Origin of the sequence: Bacillus sp. FJAT-50079, assembly GCF_018343515.1 — a bacterium.
Taxonomy (GTDB): Bacteria; Bacillota; Bacilli; order Bacillales; family Bacillaceae_C; genus Lederbergia.
In genome coordinates this window covers 360,402-378,902 of record NZ_JAGYPD010000004.1, presented here as the reverse complement: position 1 = coordinate 378,902, position 18,501 = coordinate 360,402, and the positions used below count along the sequence as shown (strand labels likewise).

The 18,501-nt window shown below is 38.7% G+C and carries 17 protein-coding genes and 1 riboswitch; of the genes, 4 read left to right on the top strand and 13 right to left on the bottom strand.

The features are described from left to right. Positions 1–16: 16 nt before the first annotated feature. On the bottom strand, positions 17–610 hold the full coding sequence (locus tag KHA95_RS12695; RefSeq protein ID WP_213137875.1) for a class D sortase: 594 nt from the start codon (positions 608–610) through the stop codon (positions 17–19). Positions 611–751: 141 nt separating this feature from the next. Between KHA95_RS12695 and sda the strand changes: the two genes are divergently transcribed. Beyond that, a complete protein-coding gene (sda, locus tag KHA95_RS12690) occupies positions 752–889 on the top strand; it encodes a sporulation histidine kinase inhibitor Sda (RefSeq protein WP_213137874.1) in 138 nt (45 codons plus the stop codon). 22 nt (positions 890–911) lie between these two features. Here sda and KHA95_RS12685 read toward each other — a convergent pair whose 3' ends face one another. Continuing rightward, entirely contained in the window at positions 912–1,067 is a 156-nt protein-coding gene (locus KHA95_RS12685) for a hypothetical protein (protein ID WP_213137873.1), read from the bottom strand. Between the two features lie 157 nt (positions 1,068–1,224). Here KHA95_RS12685 and KHA95_RS12680 point away from each other — a divergent pair, with 157 nt between their 5' ends. Then, positions 1,225–2,799, top strand: a complete 1,575-nt coding sequence (locus tag KHA95_RS12680) for an FMN-binding glutamate synthase family protein (protein ID WP_213137872.1) — start codon at positions 1,225–1,227, stop codon at positions 2,797–2,799. 113 nt (positions 2,800–2,912) lie between these two features. On the opposite strand, the gene KHA95_RS12675 is transcribed toward KHA95_RS12680, so the two are convergent. From KHA95_RS12675 to KHA95_RS12625, 11 genes are all read right to left on the bottom strand, one after another. Next, the gene (locus tag KHA95_RS12675) at positions 2,913–4,292 is read right to left on the bottom strand and encodes an LLM class flavin-dependent oxidoreductase (protein WP_213137871.1); all 1,380 of its coding nucleotides are present in this window, start codon (positions 4,290–4,292) and stop codon (positions 2,913–2,915) included. Positions 4,293–4,309: 17 nt separating this feature from the next. Further along, positions 4,310–4,867, bottom strand: a complete 558-nt coding sequence (ssuE, locus tag KHA95_RS12670) for an NADPH-dependent FMN reductase (RefSeq protein ID WP_213137870.1) — start codon at positions 4,865–4,867, stop codon at positions 4,310–4,312. A 150-nt stretch (positions 4,868–5,017) separates the two neighbouring features. Then, positions 5,018–5,124: riboswitch (SAM riboswitch) on the bottom strand. Between the two features lie 579 nt (positions 5,125–5,703). Further along, positions 5,704–6,657 (bottom strand): nucleoside hydrolase, encoded by a 954-nt coding sequence (locus tag KHA95_RS12665; protein ID WP_213137869.1) that lies wholly within the window; start codon positions 6,655–6,657, stop codon positions 5,704–5,706. Positions 6,658–6,659: 2 nt separating this feature from the next. Continuing rightward, a complete protein-coding gene (locus tag KHA95_RS12660; protein WP_213137868.1) occupies positions 6,660–7,565 on the bottom strand; it encodes a carbohydrate kinase family protein in 906 nt (301 codons plus the stop codon). An 18-nt stretch (positions 7,566–7,583) separates the two neighbouring features. Beyond that, the gene (locus tag KHA95_RS12655; RefSeq protein WP_213137867.1) at positions 7,584–9,680 is read right to left on the bottom strand and encodes an ADP-ribosylglycohydrolase family protein; all 2,097 of its coding nucleotides are present in this window, start codon (positions 9,678–9,680) and stop codon (positions 7,584–7,586) included. Between the two features lie 21 nt (positions 9,681–9,701). Next, positions 9,702–11,822 (bottom strand): ADP-ribosylglycohydrolase family protein, encoded by a 2,121-nt coding sequence (locus KHA95_RS12650; RefSeq protein WP_213137866.1) that lies wholly within the window; start codon positions 11,820–11,822, stop codon positions 9,702–9,704. Between the two features lie 15 nt (positions 11,823–11,837). After that, entirely contained in the window at positions 11,838–12,680 is an 843-nt protein-coding gene (locus KHA95_RS12645) for a carbohydrate ABC transporter permease (protein WP_213137865.1), read from the bottom strand. Between the two features lie 12 nt (positions 12,681–12,692). Then, positions 12,693–13,556 carry a carbohydrate ABC transporter permease gene (locus KHA95_RS12640; protein WP_213137864.1) on the bottom strand — a complete coding sequence of 288 codons (864 nt, stop codon included), beginning with the start codon at positions 13,554–13,556 and terminating at the stop codon, positions 12,693–12,695. 78 nt (positions 13,557–13,634) lie between these two features. Next, positions 13,635–14,978 carry an ABC transporter substrate-binding protein gene (locus KHA95_RS12635; RefSeq protein ID WP_213137863.1) on the bottom strand — a complete coding sequence of 448 codons (1,344 nt, stop codon included), beginning with the start codon at positions 14,976–14,978 and terminating at the stop codon, positions 13,635–13,637. 18 nt (positions 14,979–14,996) lie between these two features. Continuing rightward, positions 14,997–15,407, bottom strand: coding sequence for a secondary thiamine-phosphate synthase enzyme YjbQ (locus KHA95_RS12630; RefSeq protein WP_213137862.1), 411 nt, complete (start codon positions 15,405–15,407; stop codon positions 14,997–14,999). A 14-nt stretch (positions 15,408–15,421) separates the two neighbouring features. Beyond that, the gene (locus tag KHA95_RS12625; protein ID WP_349305480.1) at positions 15,422–16,558 is read right to left on the bottom strand and encodes an SIS domain-containing protein; all 1,137 of its coding nucleotides are present in this window, start codon (positions 16,556–16,558) and stop codon (positions 15,422–15,424) included. Positions 16,559–16,755: 197 nt separating this feature from the next. Here KHA95_RS12625 and KHA95_RS12620 point away from each other — a divergent pair, with 197 nt between their 5' ends. Beyond that, complete coding sequence (locus KHA95_RS12620; RefSeq protein WP_213137860.1) at positions 16,756–17,520, top strand: GntR family transcriptional regulator; 765 nt, start codon at positions 16,756–16,758, stop codon at positions 17,518–17,520. Positions 17,521–17,538: 18 nt separating this feature from the next. After that, positions 17,539–18,423 carry a ribokinase gene (gene rbsK / locus KHA95_RS12615; RefSeq protein WP_213137859.1) on the top strand — a complete coding sequence of 295 codons (885 nt, stop codon included), beginning with the start codon at positions 17,539–17,541 and terminating at the stop codon, positions 18,421–18,423. Positions 18,424–18,501 lie beyond the last annotated feature (78 nt).

Genomic DNA, 18,501 nt, shown 5'->3' with positions numbered 1-18,501 from the left:
AGGAGCAATACTCGAATTAGCTCGCATTGGAATCTTGCTTTGGCTTGGCATAAATAATATAACGATCTGGGGCATCTCCAACATACCGAAACGGGTAACAAGTCGTAACTGTTAACATTTCTTCATCATGATCGGGGCGGATAACGGTTAAATCATCAGCGGAAACAATTTCGGTTTCTTCAATAATATACGTATAATCTCCATATGGCATTTTTACTAATAACTCATCACCAATTTCCAATTCACCCATACGCCGAAAGACTGTGTCACGATGACCGGATAAGACGATTTGCCCCTGCTCGGAAGGAAAAGAGGTACCCGCGTAATGACCTACACCTTTTTTTAACTCGTCCTCGTCTACTCCTTCAACAATTGGCAATGTCGCATCAATCTTAGGCAATGATAATAATCCAATCTCTTCACCTACTTCAGGTTTAAATAAAATCGGACCAGTATTCGCTTCAACGTCTTCTCTTTCCTTATTTGTAACAAGTTGTTCTGCTCGCTGTAATGCTGCTTTCTGCTCACTCTTCGAATCCCATATTTGATAACTACTATAACCGATAAAACCAAGTCCTAAGATGAAAAAGATGATCGAAATATACTTCACAGCTCAGCCCCCTAGGCTCTTTTCATTCATTATCGCATTGTAATGAAAAAATTGCCAAAACAAATTTACTTGATTATATGTTTATGAAACCGTTGCAGGGGATATTAAATATATTACAGGTGAAGGAGGAAATAGAGAACGATGAAACAAATGACAGATGAGCTTTTGCTTTCCGCTTATAGGAAAGCGACAAGGCTTCAAAATATCGATCCCGCCTTTTTACTTTTATTAGAGGAAGAGATTATGAGGCGTGGATTAAAAAAACGATTAAAAACCTAAAACGGCTTTTAATCGTTTTTTATTAGCTTGGGTCGACTTCATCCCACGACATTGTTGTTACGCTTGTATATTCACCTTTTCTAATTTCCTCTTCCGTTGCCGATTCATCCAATTCTTCCTGATCATTCATTCCCGGAGCAACCGTTGCTTCCTCTTTTTTAAAATGCTTTTTTCTCATTTTCTTAGCTCCTTGATTTAATTTCCCTTTTATTTTTCACATTTTTTTCTCATCGTATTCATGAGTAACACTGATGAAAAAAAAAGCACTGATGAAACTTCCCTAAAACACATAGACATGTAAATAAGATTGAATTGTTCGTTAAAGGGGGATTTCAATGTTATTGACGATATTGATCATCCTATTGGTCGTCTTTATTGGGGGACCGCTCTGTTTCTTTCTATGGTTAAGGCAATTAGCTAAAAAGCCGCAACACTCGATTATTCGTACCCACCCATACTTAGGCTGGGTCCGCTATCTGTTTGAAAAACTCGGTCCCGAATTTAGACAATATTGGTTTGATGATGATAATAGCGGGAAGCCTTTTTCTCGCTCGGATTTTCTCGGTGTTGTTTTTTCAGCCAAATATCGAAATGATCTGATTAGCTTCGGTTCAAAGCGAGACTTTGAAAAGCCCGGATATTATTTAGCCAATTCATTTTTCCCTCTATTAAATAATGAATTAAAAAGTGAGCACCAAGAAAAAGTGAAGAGCAGGAAATATCGGATTGAACGGGAAGGGTTATTTACACGGCGTGAACGACTTGTCGAAGATGATGTGGAACGATGGCTTTATCATAATGACGATTTCATTGTCGTTGGCTCTGAGAGAACTTTCCCTTGGAATTTGTCCGGCCCGTTTGGCGCTTCCGCCACATCTTACGGATCTGTCGGCGAACACTATATTCTTTCTACTGGTTCGGGAAGTCATATGGCTGGGGGTTCTTGGATCAATACGGGTGAAGGCGGAATTGCCCCAGAGCATTTGCAAAGCAACGCAAATCTAATCGCGCAAATAGGTCCTGCATTATTTGGCTATCGAGATGAAAACGGGCATTTTTCAATGGAGGCTTTCAAGAAAATAGCGAAGGAAGAAAACGTCAAAGCTTTTGAATTAAAATTTGGGCAAGGCGCAAAAATTCGCGGTGGCTATCTCGAAGGTGCTAAAGTAACGGAAAAGATTGCAAAGATGCGAAAACTTCCTGTTGGAGAAGCGATTCATTCACCGAACCGTTTTCCTTTTTTAACAAATATGCACGAAACATTGCGATTTATTCAAACCCTGCAAGAAGAAGGCGGAAAACCAGTTGGAATGAAAATCGTCGTCGGGCATGGATCCAATTTGGATGATTTCTTCGCAACCATGAATAAACTTAATATTTACCCTGATTTTTTAACCGTTGATGGCAGCGAAGGAGGAACAGGTGCGACATTTAAATCGATGGCGGACTCAATGGGGATCCCACTGTATCCCGCTTTGCTTGCAGTCGTCGATAAAGCTCATCAGTACGGCGTTCGCGATAAAATGGCGATTTTTGCATCAGGAAAATTAATATCTGCAGATAAAATTGCGATTGCATTGGCAATTGGTGCTGATGCGGTTAACTCGGCTAGAGGTTTCATGATTGCCAACGGTTGTATAATGGCGATGCAATGCCATACGGGAAAATGTCCAGCCGGAATTACGACGACCGATCCGAAATATCAAGACGCGCTCGTGCCAGCGGAAAAACAATGGCGTGTTATGAACTATATTATCAATATTCGCCAAGGCCTTTTCGCCCTCGCTGCTGCTTGCGGAATCGACTCACCTAAAAAATTCTCACGAGAACATGTCGTTTACCAAGATGGGCAAGGGAATGTAAAAAGATTATCGGAGTTGTTTCCGATTCCGGAACGGTCAGAACGGTGAGCGAGATTTTTCATTTAAATCTGTTGAACAAAAGCTAATCATCAATAAAACTGTCATTTTACAAAGGGAATGAAGATAAATGACATTTTCTTCATCCCCTTCAAGCGAAAAGCCTAAACCAATTGTTTCGCTTTATGATATTGCTTCCCTGGATGATGAGCAGGAAGCTGATCACCTTTTCCAAATAACTGATCACGCAATGTTGTGCCTTCATATTCAAGCGGAACACGGCCTCTTTCTTGTAAAACAGGTACAACATATTCAGCAAAATCCTTGAACGTACCAGGTGAGATGGCATAGGCGATATTAAAGCCGTCGACACCAGCAACATCTACCCACTCCTCTAGCGTATCAACGATTTGTTCAGGAGTGCCAACGACAGCTGTTCCCATTCCCCCTACACCGATTGATTTCGCGATTTCTCCAACCGTCCATTTTTTATGAGGGTCAATTTTTGTAAAGCTTTCTAGAGTCGAGCGAATCGCATCATTTTCTACATATTCAAGGCTTTCATCCGGGTCATATCCAGACAAATCTACCCCAGTCCAGCCGCCGAATAAAGCAAGTGCCCCTTCATAGCTAATATGTTCCTTATATTCATTATATTTCGCAAGGGCTTCTTCCTCCGTTCTACCGACTACTGGGGTAATCATCGTGAGGATTTTTATTTCTTCTGGATTCCTACCTAACTTTTCCGCATCTTCACGTATTTTCTTCACCGTATGCTTTGCGGCAGTAATCGTTGGAGCACCAATAAACATCAATTCTGCGTTCGTCACTGCAAATCCACGACCTTTGGCAGAGGCACCAGCTTGGAAAAGTACAGGCGTACGCTGTGGCGAAGGCTCACTTAAGTGGGCACCAGGTACTTTAAAATATTTTCCTTCATGCTGAATATCGTGTACCTGGTCTGGATCGGTATAAATTCCCTTTTCCTTATCTACCTTTACCGCATCGTCTTCCCAGCTGCCCTCCCATAGCTTATAGCAAACTTCTAAATATTCGGAAGCGATGTCGTACCGTTCATCATGACTGATTTGTGTCTCTTGGCCAATATTTAACGAAGCACTTTTCAAATAAGATGTTACGATATTCCAGCCTACACGACCTTTTGTTAAATGATCGAGCGTCGACATTCTCCTCGCAAATGTATACGGATGCTCATGACTAACAGATGCAGTCACCCCAAAGCCAAGATGCTTCGTTACCGCAGACATAAGCGGGACAACGAGCAAAGGATCATTCACAGGTGATTGTGCCCCTTGACGGACCGCCGCATCTCTTGATCCGTCATATACATCATACGTACCAAGGACATCCGCAAGAAATATGGCATCGAAACGGCCTTTTTCTAAAATTTGTGCTAACTCTATCCAATATTCACTATCTTTATATTGATGTGAACGATCTTCGGGATGCGTCCATAAACCCGGAGATTGATGACCAGAACAATTCATTTCAAACGCGTTTAAATAAATTCGCTTTTTTCCCATAATGTTTTCCTCCTCAATTAAATCGTGTAATGTGACGGAATCAGGCTGTTTTGCTTATGAATAAATTCAATAAAATCATCAAGTTGATTCTTTATTCTTTGTAATGTATCCACATCCAAAATCGGTATATCCTTTTCTTTATCAATTTCACTATCTACTAAATACACACCTTGTAAATTATGAGCCTTCAATGTTGCCAGCAGTGGCTTTAATGCGTATTCTAACGCCAATAAATGGTATCTGCTTCCACCTGTCATAATCGGAAGAACTGGCTTTCCTTCCAAAATGTCTTGAGGAAGAATATCAATAAATACTTTTAAAACCCCTGAATAAGCTGCTTTATACACCGGGGAACTAACGAGCACTCCCTTTGCTTCTTTAATTTGTGATGCAATCCGTTGAACGGTAGGGCTATTAAAATTCGCCAAAAATAAATCTTCATGCTCAACATCACGAACAGAAATATAGGTGACGCCATATCCTCTTTCTTCTAATAGCTTACCAACATATTTCAACACACGATCAGAGCTAGATACTTCAAACGGACTCCCCGAAATAAGAACAATTTCACTCATTATGATTCCACTCCCACCAAGTTGATTAAACAGATAATTTTAATAAGATTTAAAACAACATAAATCCATTCAGTTTTTAGAAAAAGTAAAAAGCCCTCCTCTCAACAAGATGAGAAAAGGGCAAGTATTTAAGGTTCATACCTTGACATGATCTCATCTTTAGAATACATCGTATTCTTCTGAAATTAGCACCATACAAATGTTTGCTGGTTGCTGAGGCTTCACTGGGTCAGTCCCTCCACCTCTCTGGATAAGAAAAATATGAAGTTGTAGTATGAATTGTATTATAATCAGTCATGAATGAATAGTCAATATATTTCGGTTTTTAAGTTTAGCGATTTTCTGATCGCAAGCGATTTTTATAAAGTTTCTAACTACGGCTTTCCGAATGGACCCTTATTTAATCAAGTATATTTTCACGTATAATTTCGGAAAAAGTTGATGTGGTGAGATAAGCTGTTGATTTTCGTTTCAGGCGCACACTTTCCGTGGGGCGGGCCATGAACTTCCTCGTCGCTACGCTCCTGCGGGATCTCACCTGTCCCGCTAATCCCACTGGAGTCAGCGCCTTTCACTCCAATCAACGCAGTTCAAAATAAGGGACATCTCGTTTAAACTGGTGGATACTCAATGCCCCTTCCTCTAAAACTCCCCTTCAGTCTGACTTGGATTTGATCTTTCGATGTAATCAGTTCCACTTGTTCAATAACCGAATGAAAAACACTTTTTTTACTATTCAGTGACATGAAGGGTGTCTTTCAAAAACCAAAAACAGCCATCATTACATTCTTTTTTGATAATATGATCCATTCAATCAATATTGCTTACTCTTAATATTAACTTAAAATTCTTTCCAAAACTAAATCATTGAATCTTTTATAATCTGCTTCCGCAGCGATATTGATTTCAGGAAGGTTATTCCAAGTATGGTGATGCCTCGTGTCAAGAATGGTCATTCCCAGTGTTAAATTCCCTTTTGTTTCAACGCCAACTTTCCCTTTAATCGTCGTAATAAGCGTCTCATCAATTGCAGCAGCAACAGCCATTGAATCAATTAAAACACAATAAGATTCGAATCCTCGATTCGTTACAAATTCAATCATGTTTAATAGAAATGAAGCTTCTTTTTTATTAGATTTTCTTAATAACTCTAAATCTTCTTCAGAGAAATTTACATCAAAATGTGTTGCCACATCTAACCCAATGGCTGTGAGCTCAATACCAGAACTAAAAACGATTTCCGCAGCTTCCGGGTCTACATAGACATTCCATTCACTTTGCGGATTGTCTCCTGTTGCATTTGCTGATGAATATTTATTTAACCCGAATGCACCAGCAATCGCATAAATGCCTTTAATCATATCTTTAATTTCTGGACATTTGATTAACGCTAATGCGATATTAGATAATGGTCCAAGCGCAAGAATGTATAGTTCATTTGGGTGCTTCTTCACCGTTTCAATAATCAAATCTGCTGCATGGATCTCTTCAAGTTGTTTAGTTGGATTAGATAAAAAAGCTTCTGCCTGTCCATCGCTTCCGTGTGTAAATGGATCTGATGCGAGCGGACGGACGAGTGGTTTCGCCAATCCTTTTGCCACCGGAATATCCATCTTGTCAATTAACTCCAACGTTTTTAATGCATTGACACTCGTTACATCCACGTGGTAATTTCCAGAAACCGTCGTAATCGCCTTGACGTCTAATTCCTCACTTTTACAAGCAAGAACCAATGCTAAAGAATCATCCATCCCCGGATCACAATCAATTAATACTTTTTTAACCGTCATTTTTATTTCCACCTCATATCTTGTAATAATTCATTTGCCCGTTTTCTTATTTCACTATCTAAATGCTGCGGTACTCCTTGCTGTTCCAAACAAACGGATGCTGATATACTGCCGATTACACCTGAGTCATATGGGGAATATCCCTCACATACTCCGTATAAAACACCAGCTGAAGAACTATTTCCTCCTCCGGTTGCATCAACAACCTTTGCGTTTTTCACAGGTGGAACGTGGACACATTCATCTTCATATATCATGTACGCTCCTCTTGCTCCATCGCGTAAAAATATTAAAGGAGTGTTCCACGACTTAAACTCTGTAATCATTTCGTTTATCGATTCTTTGTGAAGAAGAGAGTGCGCCTCCGTTCGATTGATAGAAAATATATCTACTTTTTCAGCTATTCCTTTTACATGAGCGATTTGATCAAAAACTGCTGAATCCGCATTTATTTCCCACATTAAAGTAAAACGATGATTCTGTTTCAATTGACTGACAGCATACCAAAATTCCAGATCTGCCTCTTTAAAAATATAAACACCTTTAACATCAGAATGTAACGTTGCCTGAATATCATCTACCGTTGCTTCCATAAGACGATAATGGTTCGTTCCAAAAGCAGGTGTTTCCTTTCTCTCTCCATCTTCAAAATATTTGACAATCGTAGTTGGAGTTTTTTCATCTTTCACTTGCAATTGGTCCATTACTAACCCATTTTCCTCAAACCACTTTCCGTGAACAGAAGCAAAATCAGCTCCGACTCCCGTCACAAGTGTGACCTCATCTGTCCAAATCTTCACCCCTGCTAGTGCATATGTACCTGCACCACCAAGATTGATAGTCGGGGTTGTCCTGCCATATTGATACGTCTTATCCGTTACAGCTGTTGAAACGATTACATATTTCATCGGTATAACCCCTAACTATTAGCTATTGATGGTAAAACCATCTGCCATCATTGTGCCTTCTTCAATCAAGAAACCTGCTGAACCACTCGTATACAGATTTTTTTCATCTTTAACAGATAAAAGCTCGTTCCCATCTACAAACAATGAAAGATGATTTCCTTTTACAGTAAATTTCGTATCATATAATCTGTCTTCTTCATATAAAAATTTAGCAGATGCTAAAATTACTAAGTCGTTATCTTTCCTTGAAATAATAGAAACCTGGTTTCCACCCTCATATACGGCAGCATAATATCTTCTATGACCATTACTTCTTGCAGTCAATCCAGCTTTTTTATGAAGACTAAATATCAACTTAGATTCAACAGAATAGTCATCCCAATCATTAGAACCAATTGTAGCAATTCCATTTTCTTCATGGTGCGAAATACAAAATGTGTATTTAAAATCGGCAGCAAAATGTTTTGCCGAGCTCGTCCATGTATGCAGCCAAAATGGATCCGTTTTCCAAATGGAAGTCATCATCATCCCTTTTTGATAAAATTCCTTCGGCGCCCCATTCCAATCAATATCTTGAATGATAATATCTCCATCAAAGCGAGCATCAGAAATAAGTTCATAACCAATTCTAAAGATCGGCATTCCTTTCGTATCAGGAATCGTCCATTCATACGTTGATTCGCCAGTTTCTAATTTTCTTTCCTGAGCATAAACGGTTTTAATCGTATCATCAATATCATAATAAAGTGCATATTGTCTAACGATGATTGTTTCTTCATTCGGATTCACAAATGTTGTTTCTATTGTTTGTGTTGAATAAATTGTTGGACTCGCTACGGTTGAAAAGTTTTTTGCTAGTTTGTCAAAATCAATAAATGTTGGAGTTGAAACCTTTCCAGTTGTTCCTTTACCTAAACTGTTCAAAGATACTAGCAGACCATTTTGTTTGGATGTTTCGTTGCTATTAGATAATTGAACGATATCTAAATTACTTTTAAATTGCGGGCACGGCTCAAACCCCTGTGTCGATCCAGAAAAATTGAATGAATATTTTTTATGCTGTTTTTGATAATCCTTGCCTTTCAGGCGATAGCTTGCTTCAATAATTTTATGAGCTTCTTTTACTGCATCAGTTACGACAGAACCACCGTCCGCTGTAACAACATACATTAAATCAGAGACCGGTTTTCTAAAATTAGCCCCTCGATCAATCCCTTTCAAGCCAAGACGTATGCCATTCAATGCACCGACATTACCTGCGTTGCAATCTGTATCCCAGCCGGCAGATGCTGCAATCATAATCGACTTTTGAAAATCATCTCCGCCTAGCAATAAGGAAGCGATGACCATAAGATGATTTGGAATGACATGGCAAGCGCCCGGAAAGACGTCATAACCATATTTTGGATCAAGATAAGCCCTTACCTCTCGCCAATTTGTTTCTCTCGAACATACGTCTCTCACATCATTAATCGCATCGATTAAAAATGCATTTGACAAATATTTCATCCCTCTATCTAAAAGCGTATCGAGGTTTTTTTCTGAAAAGGCCATTGCCTGCATAGCTCCGAGAAAACATGCTGCTTCAACCGCTACACCATCATGGCTGACACTTGCCGATTCCTTGATCAATTTGACTGCTAAATCAGGGTCATCTGGACACGACATTGCAATCGCATCAATGAAAATCTGTGCGCCAATTTGTTCAGCCAATGTCGCACCGTTATATTCAATTGATCCGCTCAACGGTGCGTCCACACCATTTTTCAATCGTAAGTAAGCTGTATGTTCAGTAGACCGTCCTAGACCGCCCCACCAAAGGACTGTTTTATCTTCAATAATATAATTTAGCCATGTATTCCCAAAGTTTTTTGATGTTAAATTCTGATAATCATAATCCTTTAATGCCTTAAAAAATCCGAAAGTACCTGAAATATCGTCATCTGAAACAACTAATGGCACACCACATTCTTCGTGGACATAGTAATAAAGCTCCCCAAATTCTTCCTGAATTTTTTCATAAGCCCAGCCTTCGACTGGTCTCCCAAGATAAACCCCAATAATCTTCCCCAGTACACCAGCATAAATTGCCTCCGAGTAGTCTTTAACAGTCACTTAATCTCCTCCCCTTCTCTATCAAACAATCGCTTCAACTTTAAATCCATTTGCCAATATAGCTCCAGAGTTAACAATGAACCCCGCTCCACCAGATGTATATTCTTGATCTTCAGCAGAAACGATTATCTTCCCCTCAACTTCTACACTTAACAACTGCCCTTTTAAATGAAATGAGACATCATACCTTTGATCCAACTGCAAATCGAAGTCTACTGCTGCTAGTTCTACTAAACGATCATCTTTCTTTTTACAAATCTTCACCTTATCTTTTTCGAATAATACAGAGTAATATCTCCTATGCCCCTTAGATCTGGCGACAAGTCCTCCCGATTCTTGATTTGTGAATATTACCTGTGAAGACACACAATAATCATCCCAATCCGTTCCTCCGATTGTCGCGACACCATTTGAAGTGGGATGCGAGATCGAAAACGTCTCGGCAAAATCTGGATTAAAATTTTCGATTGAACTCATAAAAGATTTAATCCAAGTCGTATCTGTTGTCCAAGGTGTTAAATTTGGAGTTAAATCAATCGCTTTTTTCATTTCAAAGTGTTTTGGGGCGCCTTTCCAATCAACATTTTTAATGATTATTCTTCCATCAAGACGTTCTTCACTTGTTAACTCAATGCCGAACCGATAAACGGCGTGCCCATTTGTATCTGGTAATTCCCAGCTTAATTGATTCACACCCTTTTCTAGGATAAATTCCTGACTGTAATATTTAATAAGCTCATCTGCTTTTCCATATACATCAATAAATAACGTAAAGTTTGGCGCTTGCTCATCCCTGCATTCCACTTCCATATTGATCGTTTGCGTTGAATAAAGGCTAGGTGAAGCAAGCACTTCAAAATAACTTGTCCCTTCTTTTCCTCTTGATTCGAGTTCCACAAACGTATCTACGGACACAGTAGAGAAGTTTCCTTTAGCTAAATGGCTATATTCAATTACTAGCCCATTTTCATTTTCGACCTCATTTAAATTGTAAATTTTTGTATCAGCCTGTTCTTCAAGCGTATCCGTATAAAGGATAAACCCTTGTGTTGAGCCCGGATATTCAAAAGCATATCTCGGATATTTAGATTGAATTTCCTCTCCAAGCAAGGCTGTTGCTGCATTTACTATTTTCCTCGTTTCAATAACAGCATCCGTTATACAGCTGCCTCCATCAGCGGAAACTACATACATCCGATCGCTAACAGCTTTTCTAAAATTCGGGCCTTGGTCGATTCCTTCAAGACCTAAACGAATCCCATTTAAACAACCGACATTACCAGCATTACAGTCTGTGTCCCAGCCTGCCGAGGCAGCAATCATAATCGATTTTTGAAAATCATCTCCAGCCATTAAGAGGGACATCATTACAACTAAATGATTCGTGACCATCGGACAGCTACCTGGATATTTATCATAACCATGATGTTGCGCAATCCATTCTCTTACAATTCGCCAATCATCTGTTTTTTCACATTCTCTTATAAGAACATTGATTAATTGTGTCAATAATGGATTATCAATATGACTCAAACCCGTATTAATCAGCTTATGAAGATCCTTTTCTTCAAAGGCTTTTGCCTCCATATATGCAAGCAAACAGGCGGCATCAACGGCGAGCCCATCATGACTGACGCTCGCTGCGTTCCGAGCTAATTTTACCGCTAGTTCAGGTTGATTGGGACACGCTAATGCCCATGCATCAATAAAGATTTGTGCTCCAATTTGCTCAGAAATACTTCTTCCATTTAATTCACTTGAACCACTTATAGGCGCTTGGATTCCATTTTTCAACCTTAAAAAAGCTGTATGTTCTGTTGACCGAGAAAGACCGCCCCACCAAAGAACTGTTTTATTTTCAATGATATAATTTAGCCATGTATCTCCAATTTGGGCAGCAGATAATTCTGCTGAATAATCATTATCTTCCAAGGACCTGAAAAAGACGAACGTGCCTGAAATATCATCATCTGGAACAATCAACGGTACCCCAAGCTTTTTGTTTATAAAATAATTAACATCATAAAACGAATCTTTTATCGCTTCATACGTCCATCCCTCAATCGGCCTGCCTAAATAAACACCAATCATTTTTCCAAGCACACCTGCATACACTTGATCTTTATATTTTGATATAGTCATATTCCACCTCACTATTTATCCTTTAACAGAACCGCTAACCAATCCATCTATAAAATATTTCTGAACTGCCAAGAAGAAGATAATGATTGGACCAATCATGATAACGGATGCGGCCATCATTAAGCCTTGGTTCATATTGTACGTATTATTTAATGATAAAAATCCTAATGTTGCCGTAAAACTATCTTGCCCTTGTAAAAACGTCGATGTGACTAAAAACTCATTCCAGGCTGAAATACCGACAATAATGCTAACTGTTAATAAACCTGGACGGACTAAGGGTATCATTATCTTTGTAATGATTTGCATTGTTGATGCTCCATCAATTTTTGCCGATTCTTCCAATTCAACTGGAATATTGATAAAAAATGTCCTCATTAGAAAAATGGCAAGCGGCATATTAACCGCTGACAATATAAAGCCAACAGCAAACACATTTCCCAATAATCCTAACTTCGCCATAACAAAGTAGAGGGGAAACAAAAATAATTGAATCGGTACGGTCATCGCTACCATAAAATACACGGTAACTAATTGTGTGCCTCTAATCCTTTTTCCCGCCAGTACATAACCGGCAAGGGATGCAGCGATCAATACAATGATAATGGTTGTACCCGTCAATAAAATACTGTTTACAAATCCCCTGCTAAAATTGGCAGCATTCCATGCATCTATATAATTAGCAAACTGCCAAGTCTCGGGCCATGATAAAGGATTCTTCACAATTGCCTTTTGATCTTTAAAACTATTTAGTAACACTAAAGATAAAGGGACCAATGCTAGCAGAGCAAATAAAATTAATACGAAGTGGGACAACAATGCATGCTTCTTCTTTTTTGCCGTCATACTAGTTCCCATTCAAGCACCTCCTCAACTCTTAAGCTCATTTTTACTTAACCAAATATATATAGATGATGCTAATAGCCCCATCAAACTCATAAACAATGCGACCGATGCCGCTTTTCCTACCTGGAATGCGGAAAATGCAAATGTGTAAGCATAAGTACTTAGCATTTCAGTTGAGTGAGCCGGACCACCGCCCGTCAATAAATATACATAGTCAAAAGTCAAAAACGAGAAAATAATGATCATAACAATCATGATACTGAATGTCGGTTTAATAGAAGGAAAGTATACATATCTAAACAGTTGCCAACCATTACACCCTTCCAACTCAGCCGCTTCGATTTGGTCTGTCGGCGTTTGGCGAAGTGCCGCCAAATATACGACTGTTAGAAATCCCCAATAATGCCATATATCTACGGAAGCTACTGCATATAAAGCAGTATCTACTGAAGATAATGGTGAGGAGATTGGCAAACCAAAACTGTTTTTCAAAAATCCAACAACCCCTGATACTGGATTAAATATAATATTCAACCAAAGCATTGCATTTGTTGCTGGAGCAAGTACGTAAGGAAATAGGAATATCAATTGGTACGCACTTCTACTGTTTTTGCGTTTTAATAACAACATAGCAGTTAATAGACCTATCACCACTGGAATCGTAATAAACATGATCGTCCATTGAACATTATTAAAAAGGGATTTCCAAAAAATTTTATCATCAAATATTTCTTGGAAGTTTTGAAGACCAATAAAACTTGGTGATGTGGAAACCCCATTCCAATCTGTGAATGATACAAAAAAGGTTAATAATCCAGGAATTAATATAATTAGTAGACTGATTAGCAACGCCGGTGCTATTAAAACATAATTTATCGCATTTCTCATCTGCATCTCTTCTCCTCTTTCCACCCATAAATGGTAAGGGATTATGAAGGTTTCCAATAAACCCCTTACCCTAGGATGTTAATCTGCAGGTTTTGGAATTGGTGGGATTAAGCCTTTTTCCACATCTTTATCAAATGCATCCTGTGCTTTCTCCATTAACTCTTGGCTTGTTATTTGATCTTGCCAAATAGAATCAATATCAAGAAAGACTTGCTGTGCTGCTGGAGGGAAAAACACACCTGTATAAAATCCAAAATGGCCGTTATTCACTCCCTCAATCATGTCGTAAATACTATTTGCATAAAGCTTTGACAGCGTAGACATTTGCTCCGTTTCAATTTTCAAATCTTTTAATGGCACACCCCAATACCCCGGCCATGTTGCTGTCATTTCATTCATGAATTCATTCGTCATCATCATATTTAATACTTCTGCTGCTGCATCTTTGTGCTTAGAGCTCGCATTAATAGATAAAGTAGCGGTAACCCCTAATGTATAGTCAGGCTGATCTGGTGATCCATCGATCGTTGGAAATGGAATAAAACCTAGGTTCTCTACGATATCTTCCGTAAATGATTGTGATGCAAACTGAAAGACAAGTGATGGCCCAAAAAAGAATGGTGATCTTTCATCTGCAAGCAACTGAATTGCCTCATTAAATGTTAGATTTGTATAATCGTCTCCAGCAAGATATCCTTTTTTATACCATTCTGCTGATTTATCAAGAGCGCTTACAATTTCCGGGTCTGTCCACTTTTTATTTCCAGACAACGCCTCATACACAGTATTTCTGCCCGCAAAATGAGTAAGAAAAATGGATGAATAGTTTTCATTTACTGGTTTCCAGCCTTTATTACCAGTAACAGACGCATACATTCCTTTTTCAATCGCTTCATCCATAATCTTTTCGAGATCCGCAACAGTCTTTGGTATTTCCCAATTATTATCTTCAAGTACTTTTTTGTTGTAAAAAATTCCTTCGGTATTAAGTGAGTTTCCTAAACTGTATAGTTCACCATTTACAGTACCCATTTCATAGACTGAATCGATGATTCTCTCTTTCCAACCATATTTTTCAGCATAGGCATTTAAAGGCTCTATTTTCCCGGCTTCGGCATATGGGATGACAAATGCAGGCCCAGATCCGTAAACGATATCCGGCCCTTGCCCCGCCGACAAAGCTACTGAAACGTCCTTATCAACTGAATTCCTGAACTCTACAACTAACTCGTATTCATCTTGCGATTGATTATATTTATCTACCAGAACCTTTTTCATTGTTTCTTGATGTTCAGGTGGTGCTCCCCAAAACCAAAAAGTAATTTTTTCTTTTTGGTTTTTACTTGATCCTTCGCTTGAAGAACATGCCGCAAGCATCATCATCATTAACAGCCCAACAACCATAATCCATTTCTTTTTCATTCCATTTCCCTCCCTAATTTATCGTTCATCAGATTGAATCTTCACAAAATACTCCCTATTCCTCGGCCCATCAAATTCTAGAAAATAAATTCCTTGCGAATGCCCTACTAACAACTCCCCGTTAGCAATAATTAAATTCATGGTGACACCTATCAATGATGATTTTATATGTCCAGCAGCATCCTGCGGTGTGTCATGTTGATGCTTAAAGTCAATCCTAGTTGGAATTAACCTGCAAATTTCATCCTGTAAATCTTCCAGTCCTCTTGGATCCCAAAATGAGGTGATTGTTAATCCTGCTGTCGTATGAGGTGTATAAATGGTACATGTTCCGCTATCAACACCGCTTTCTTTTACAAACTGGATAATTTCTTCATTAAGTTTTACAACATCTCTATCCTTTGTTCGTAATTTAAAGTTTTTCAGCATAATGATCCTCCCTATTAATCTATGATGATTTCACTCTGTTTCACTGCATTCCCATCTTGCGCAAATGACCAATTATCTTTCGTTCCTCTGCCATCGACTTCACCGATTAGCTCCGCAATGTTCCCGCTTAAAAGGGCGACTGGTACAAATTGAGTCAATGGCATCGTGATCGGATTGCTTGTTTTTGGTGTAGCTACTACTGTGCAGCTTTTTGGAAACTCTGATGGCTGAAGATCTGAAACGACTAATGTTGGTCGACCTAGATCATCAGCAGCGTATTTAATCGCTTCCTTCGCTCTTGAAAAGCCCGGATTTGTTGAATTTGCAAACATTACGGTTCCAATTTTATCGAAGTTTCTCATGAAGAAATTCAAATGAAGCCACTCTTCTGTATTTACATGCATCGCATATTTACCTGTTGCTTCAAATATTTTTGCGTGGCCATACCAAGCTGCTGCATAATCAAAACCGATGCCTGTAAAATCAAACGCTTCCATTTCTACCCATTTAGATGCTAGCGCAGAGATCGAATCATCGATCGAGGGCAACATTTTTTCTAATGTATCAGCCTGTTCCAAAATATCAGCCCGATAACTCATTGCTTCATCCATCGTGTAGTTGCCTCTCACTTCCCCAAATCTGATCGCAAGTAATAAGAGAGATAAAACGGAAACTAAGTAGCTTCTTACTCCAGGAGCTGGTTCAAACGCTGGAACATCGACATCCAATATTCTTTGACTTGCTTTGCCTAAATAAGATTCTCGATTGGAAGTGATGCCGATCGTAAAAGCACCATATTTATTAGCACGCTCTATTGATTCTCCCACTCTAGCTACATTGCCTGAATGACTGACTGCAATGACGAATGGATTATTAGGTGAGAATCCTAATTGTTTTTTATCATAAAGTCTTGCCAGCTCTATTGAAGTAACTACTTCCGTCGGAATTCCCGTCAATAATTCAAAAATATGTTTTGTTGCTAATCCCGCTGCGTATGAATCTCCACACCCCGTCAAAATAATTCTTTGAATGGAAAAAATTTCTGGTGTCGCTAAGAGCTTTCTTGTTTTCGGCTCTAAATCCTCATACTGCTGTTTGATTAGTTCTGGTAAACTAAAAACCTGTCTTCTCATTGCATTATCCAAACTCACCAATGATATTGCCTCCCTTTTTCATTGCTTTCTAACTTGTCTTGATGTTAACACAAGAATACATGTTAGAGCAACATTTTTTTAAAAAATACTATTCCATAAGATTTTTCCATTTAAAAAGTAATTTACTTTTTCAAAGTAACAATGTATTGTATACATATAGATACAAGTTAACTAAATGGATGGGACGATTGCCTATGAATAACAACTCTTCGAAAATTAACATTGATAAAGATTCACCCATTCCTATTTACTATCAGGTTGCATCAAGTATTAGGGATAGAATTACAAATAATGAATGGGAAGTGAATGAAAAGATTCCCTCAGAAGCACAACTTACAAAGGAGTACGAGATTAGCAGGGTCACACTTAGAAAATCATTAGACGTATTGCATTCGGAAGGTATTATCAAAAGGGAACAGGGCAAGGGCGTTTTCGTCGAAAAAAATCCACAGCCAATGTTGCATGATTTTAGTCTGCCTTCTACCCTAGGTAACCGCCTACAAGAGAGTGGCGTTAATGTGACGCCACTTATTATCTCTTCGCATATTTCCGAACCAATCCCTTATATTAACAAGATTTTAGAGATTGGTGAGGAAGAGCCATTAGCATATATTAAAAGAATTTTTATTTTTAATAATAAGCCGATTGGTTTAAACCGCTCTTGGCTAGCAAATTCAAAGGTACCAGGTATTACAGAAAATCGTTTAATCGATAATCGTTTAAGCTTAACTTTAGCTAATGTTTATCACTTAAAAGCAAAAAGTATAGAAAACTCAATCCAGGCCATCATTCCAGATGCTTCTGACATGAAGACGCTAAACATTAATTATCTGTCTCCAGCAACACTTGTGAAAAGCACTTCTTATTTAGCTGATAAAACTCCACTGGAATACTCGACGACGATTTGGCTTGGAGACCGAGTAAAATTTAATTTGAACATTAAAAATGAAGAAGAGTAGGCTGGAAAGGAGCTTGACATGATCACAGTAGTAGGAAGTATCAATATGGACTTAGTTGTAGAAACAACTACATTACCGATGCAAGGAGAAACAAATTTTGGCAAGAGCTTTTCAACCGTTCCTGGGGGAAAAGGGGCCAATCAAGCAGTTGCCGCCGCAAGGCTTGGTGGAAAAGTTCAAATGATCGGCTGTGTCGGCGATGATTTATTTGGGGAAGAGCTTCTCTCTAACTTAAGAAGGGAACAGATCATGATCGACCATATTCAACGCGTTCAAAATACGGCAACAGGCATCGCCAATATATTATTATCTGAAGGTGATAATCGCATCATTGTCGTTCCGGGCGCTAATGACAAACTAACACCTGAAAGAATTGAACAATTAACAGCACAGATTGTCGAAAGTAAAATCGTCATTGTTCAATTGGAAATCCCAACAAATACCGTATTAAAAACACTTGAAATATGTAAAACAAACAACATACCAGTGCTGTTAAATCCAGCACCAGCTACGGGATTTTCACCGAAAATGATCGATTTATCTACCTTTGTCACACCAAATGAAACAGAATGTGAACAAATCTTTGGTGCTGATTATGAACACGCGTTAGAAAAGTATCCAAACCAAGTCATTGTCACGCTTGGCAAAAAAGGGGCACAATTTTTCAACGGTGAAAAACATGTGGTCGTTAAAAGTTTTGAAACAAACGCGATCGATACAACCGGGGCTGGGGATACATTTAACGGCGCATTTGCTTATGCGATATCACAAAACTATCCTTTCGAAGATGCGATTGAATTCGCAAACGCAGCGGCGTCGCTTTCAGTGGAGAAGTTTGGAGCGCAAGGCGGAATGCCAAGGCTAGAGGATGTAAAAGAACGCTTGAAGATAATAAGTAATTGAATGTTAAAATAACCCTTAAACAATATACAATTTATAACAAACAAACCGTCCGTCAATTTGGACGGCTTTTTGTATACT

Bases quoted from the DNA above. Each gene is read 5' to 3' on its own strand.
- sda (WP_213137874.1), top strand. From the start codon at position 752: ATGAAACAAATGACAGATGAGCTTTTGCTTTCCGCTTATAGGAAAGCG.
- KHA95_RS12685 (WP_213137873.1), bottom strand. From the start codon at position 1,067: ATGAGAAAAAAGCATTTTAAAAAAGAGGAAGCAACGGTTGCTCCGGGA.
- KHA95_RS12680 (WP_213137872.1), top strand. From the start codon at position 1,225: ATGTTATTGACGATATTGATCATCCTATTGGTCGTCTTTATTGGGGGA.
- KHA95_RS12675 (WP_213137871.1), bottom strand. From the start codon at position 4,292: ATGGGAAAAAAGCGAATTTATTTAAACGCGTTTGAAATGAATTGTTCT.
- ssuE (WP_213137870.1), bottom strand. From the start codon at position 4,867: ATGAGTGAAATTGTTCTTATTTCGGGGAGTCCGTTTGAAGTATCTAGC.
- KHA95_RS12665 (WP_213137869.1), bottom strand. From the start codon at position 6,657: ATGACGGTTAAAAAAGTATTAATTGATTGTGATCCGGGGATGGATGAT.
- KHA95_RS12660 (WP_213137868.1), bottom strand. From the start codon at position 7,565: ATGAAATATGTAATCGTTTCAACAGCTGTAACGGATAAGACGTATCAA.
- KHA95_RS12650 (WP_213137866.1), bottom strand. From the start codon at position 11,822: ATGACTATATCAAAATATAAAGATCAAGTGTATGCAGGTGTGCTTGGA.
- KHA95_RS12645 (WP_213137865.1), bottom strand. From the start codon at position 12,680: ATGGGAACTAGTATGACGGCAAAAAAGAAGAAGCATGCATTGTTGTCC.
- KHA95_RS12640 (WP_213137864.1), bottom strand. From the start codon at position 13,556: ATGAGAAATGCGATAAATTATGTTTTAATAGCACCGGCGTTGCTAATC.
- KHA95_RS12635 (WP_213137863.1), bottom strand. From the start codon at position 14,978: ATGAAAAAGAAATGGATTATGGTTGTTGGGCTGTTAATGATGATGATG.
- KHA95_RS12630 (WP_213137862.1), bottom strand. From the start codon at position 15,407: ATGCTGAAAAACTTTAAATTACGAACAAAGGATAGAGATGTTGTAAAA.
- KHA95_RS12620 (WP_213137860.1), top strand. From the start codon at position 16,756: ATGAATAACAACTCTTCGAAAATTAACATTGATAAAGATTCACCCATT.
- rbsK (WP_213137859.1), top strand. From the start codon at position 17,539: ATGATCACAGTAGTAGGAAGTATCAATATGGACTTAGTTGTAGAAACA.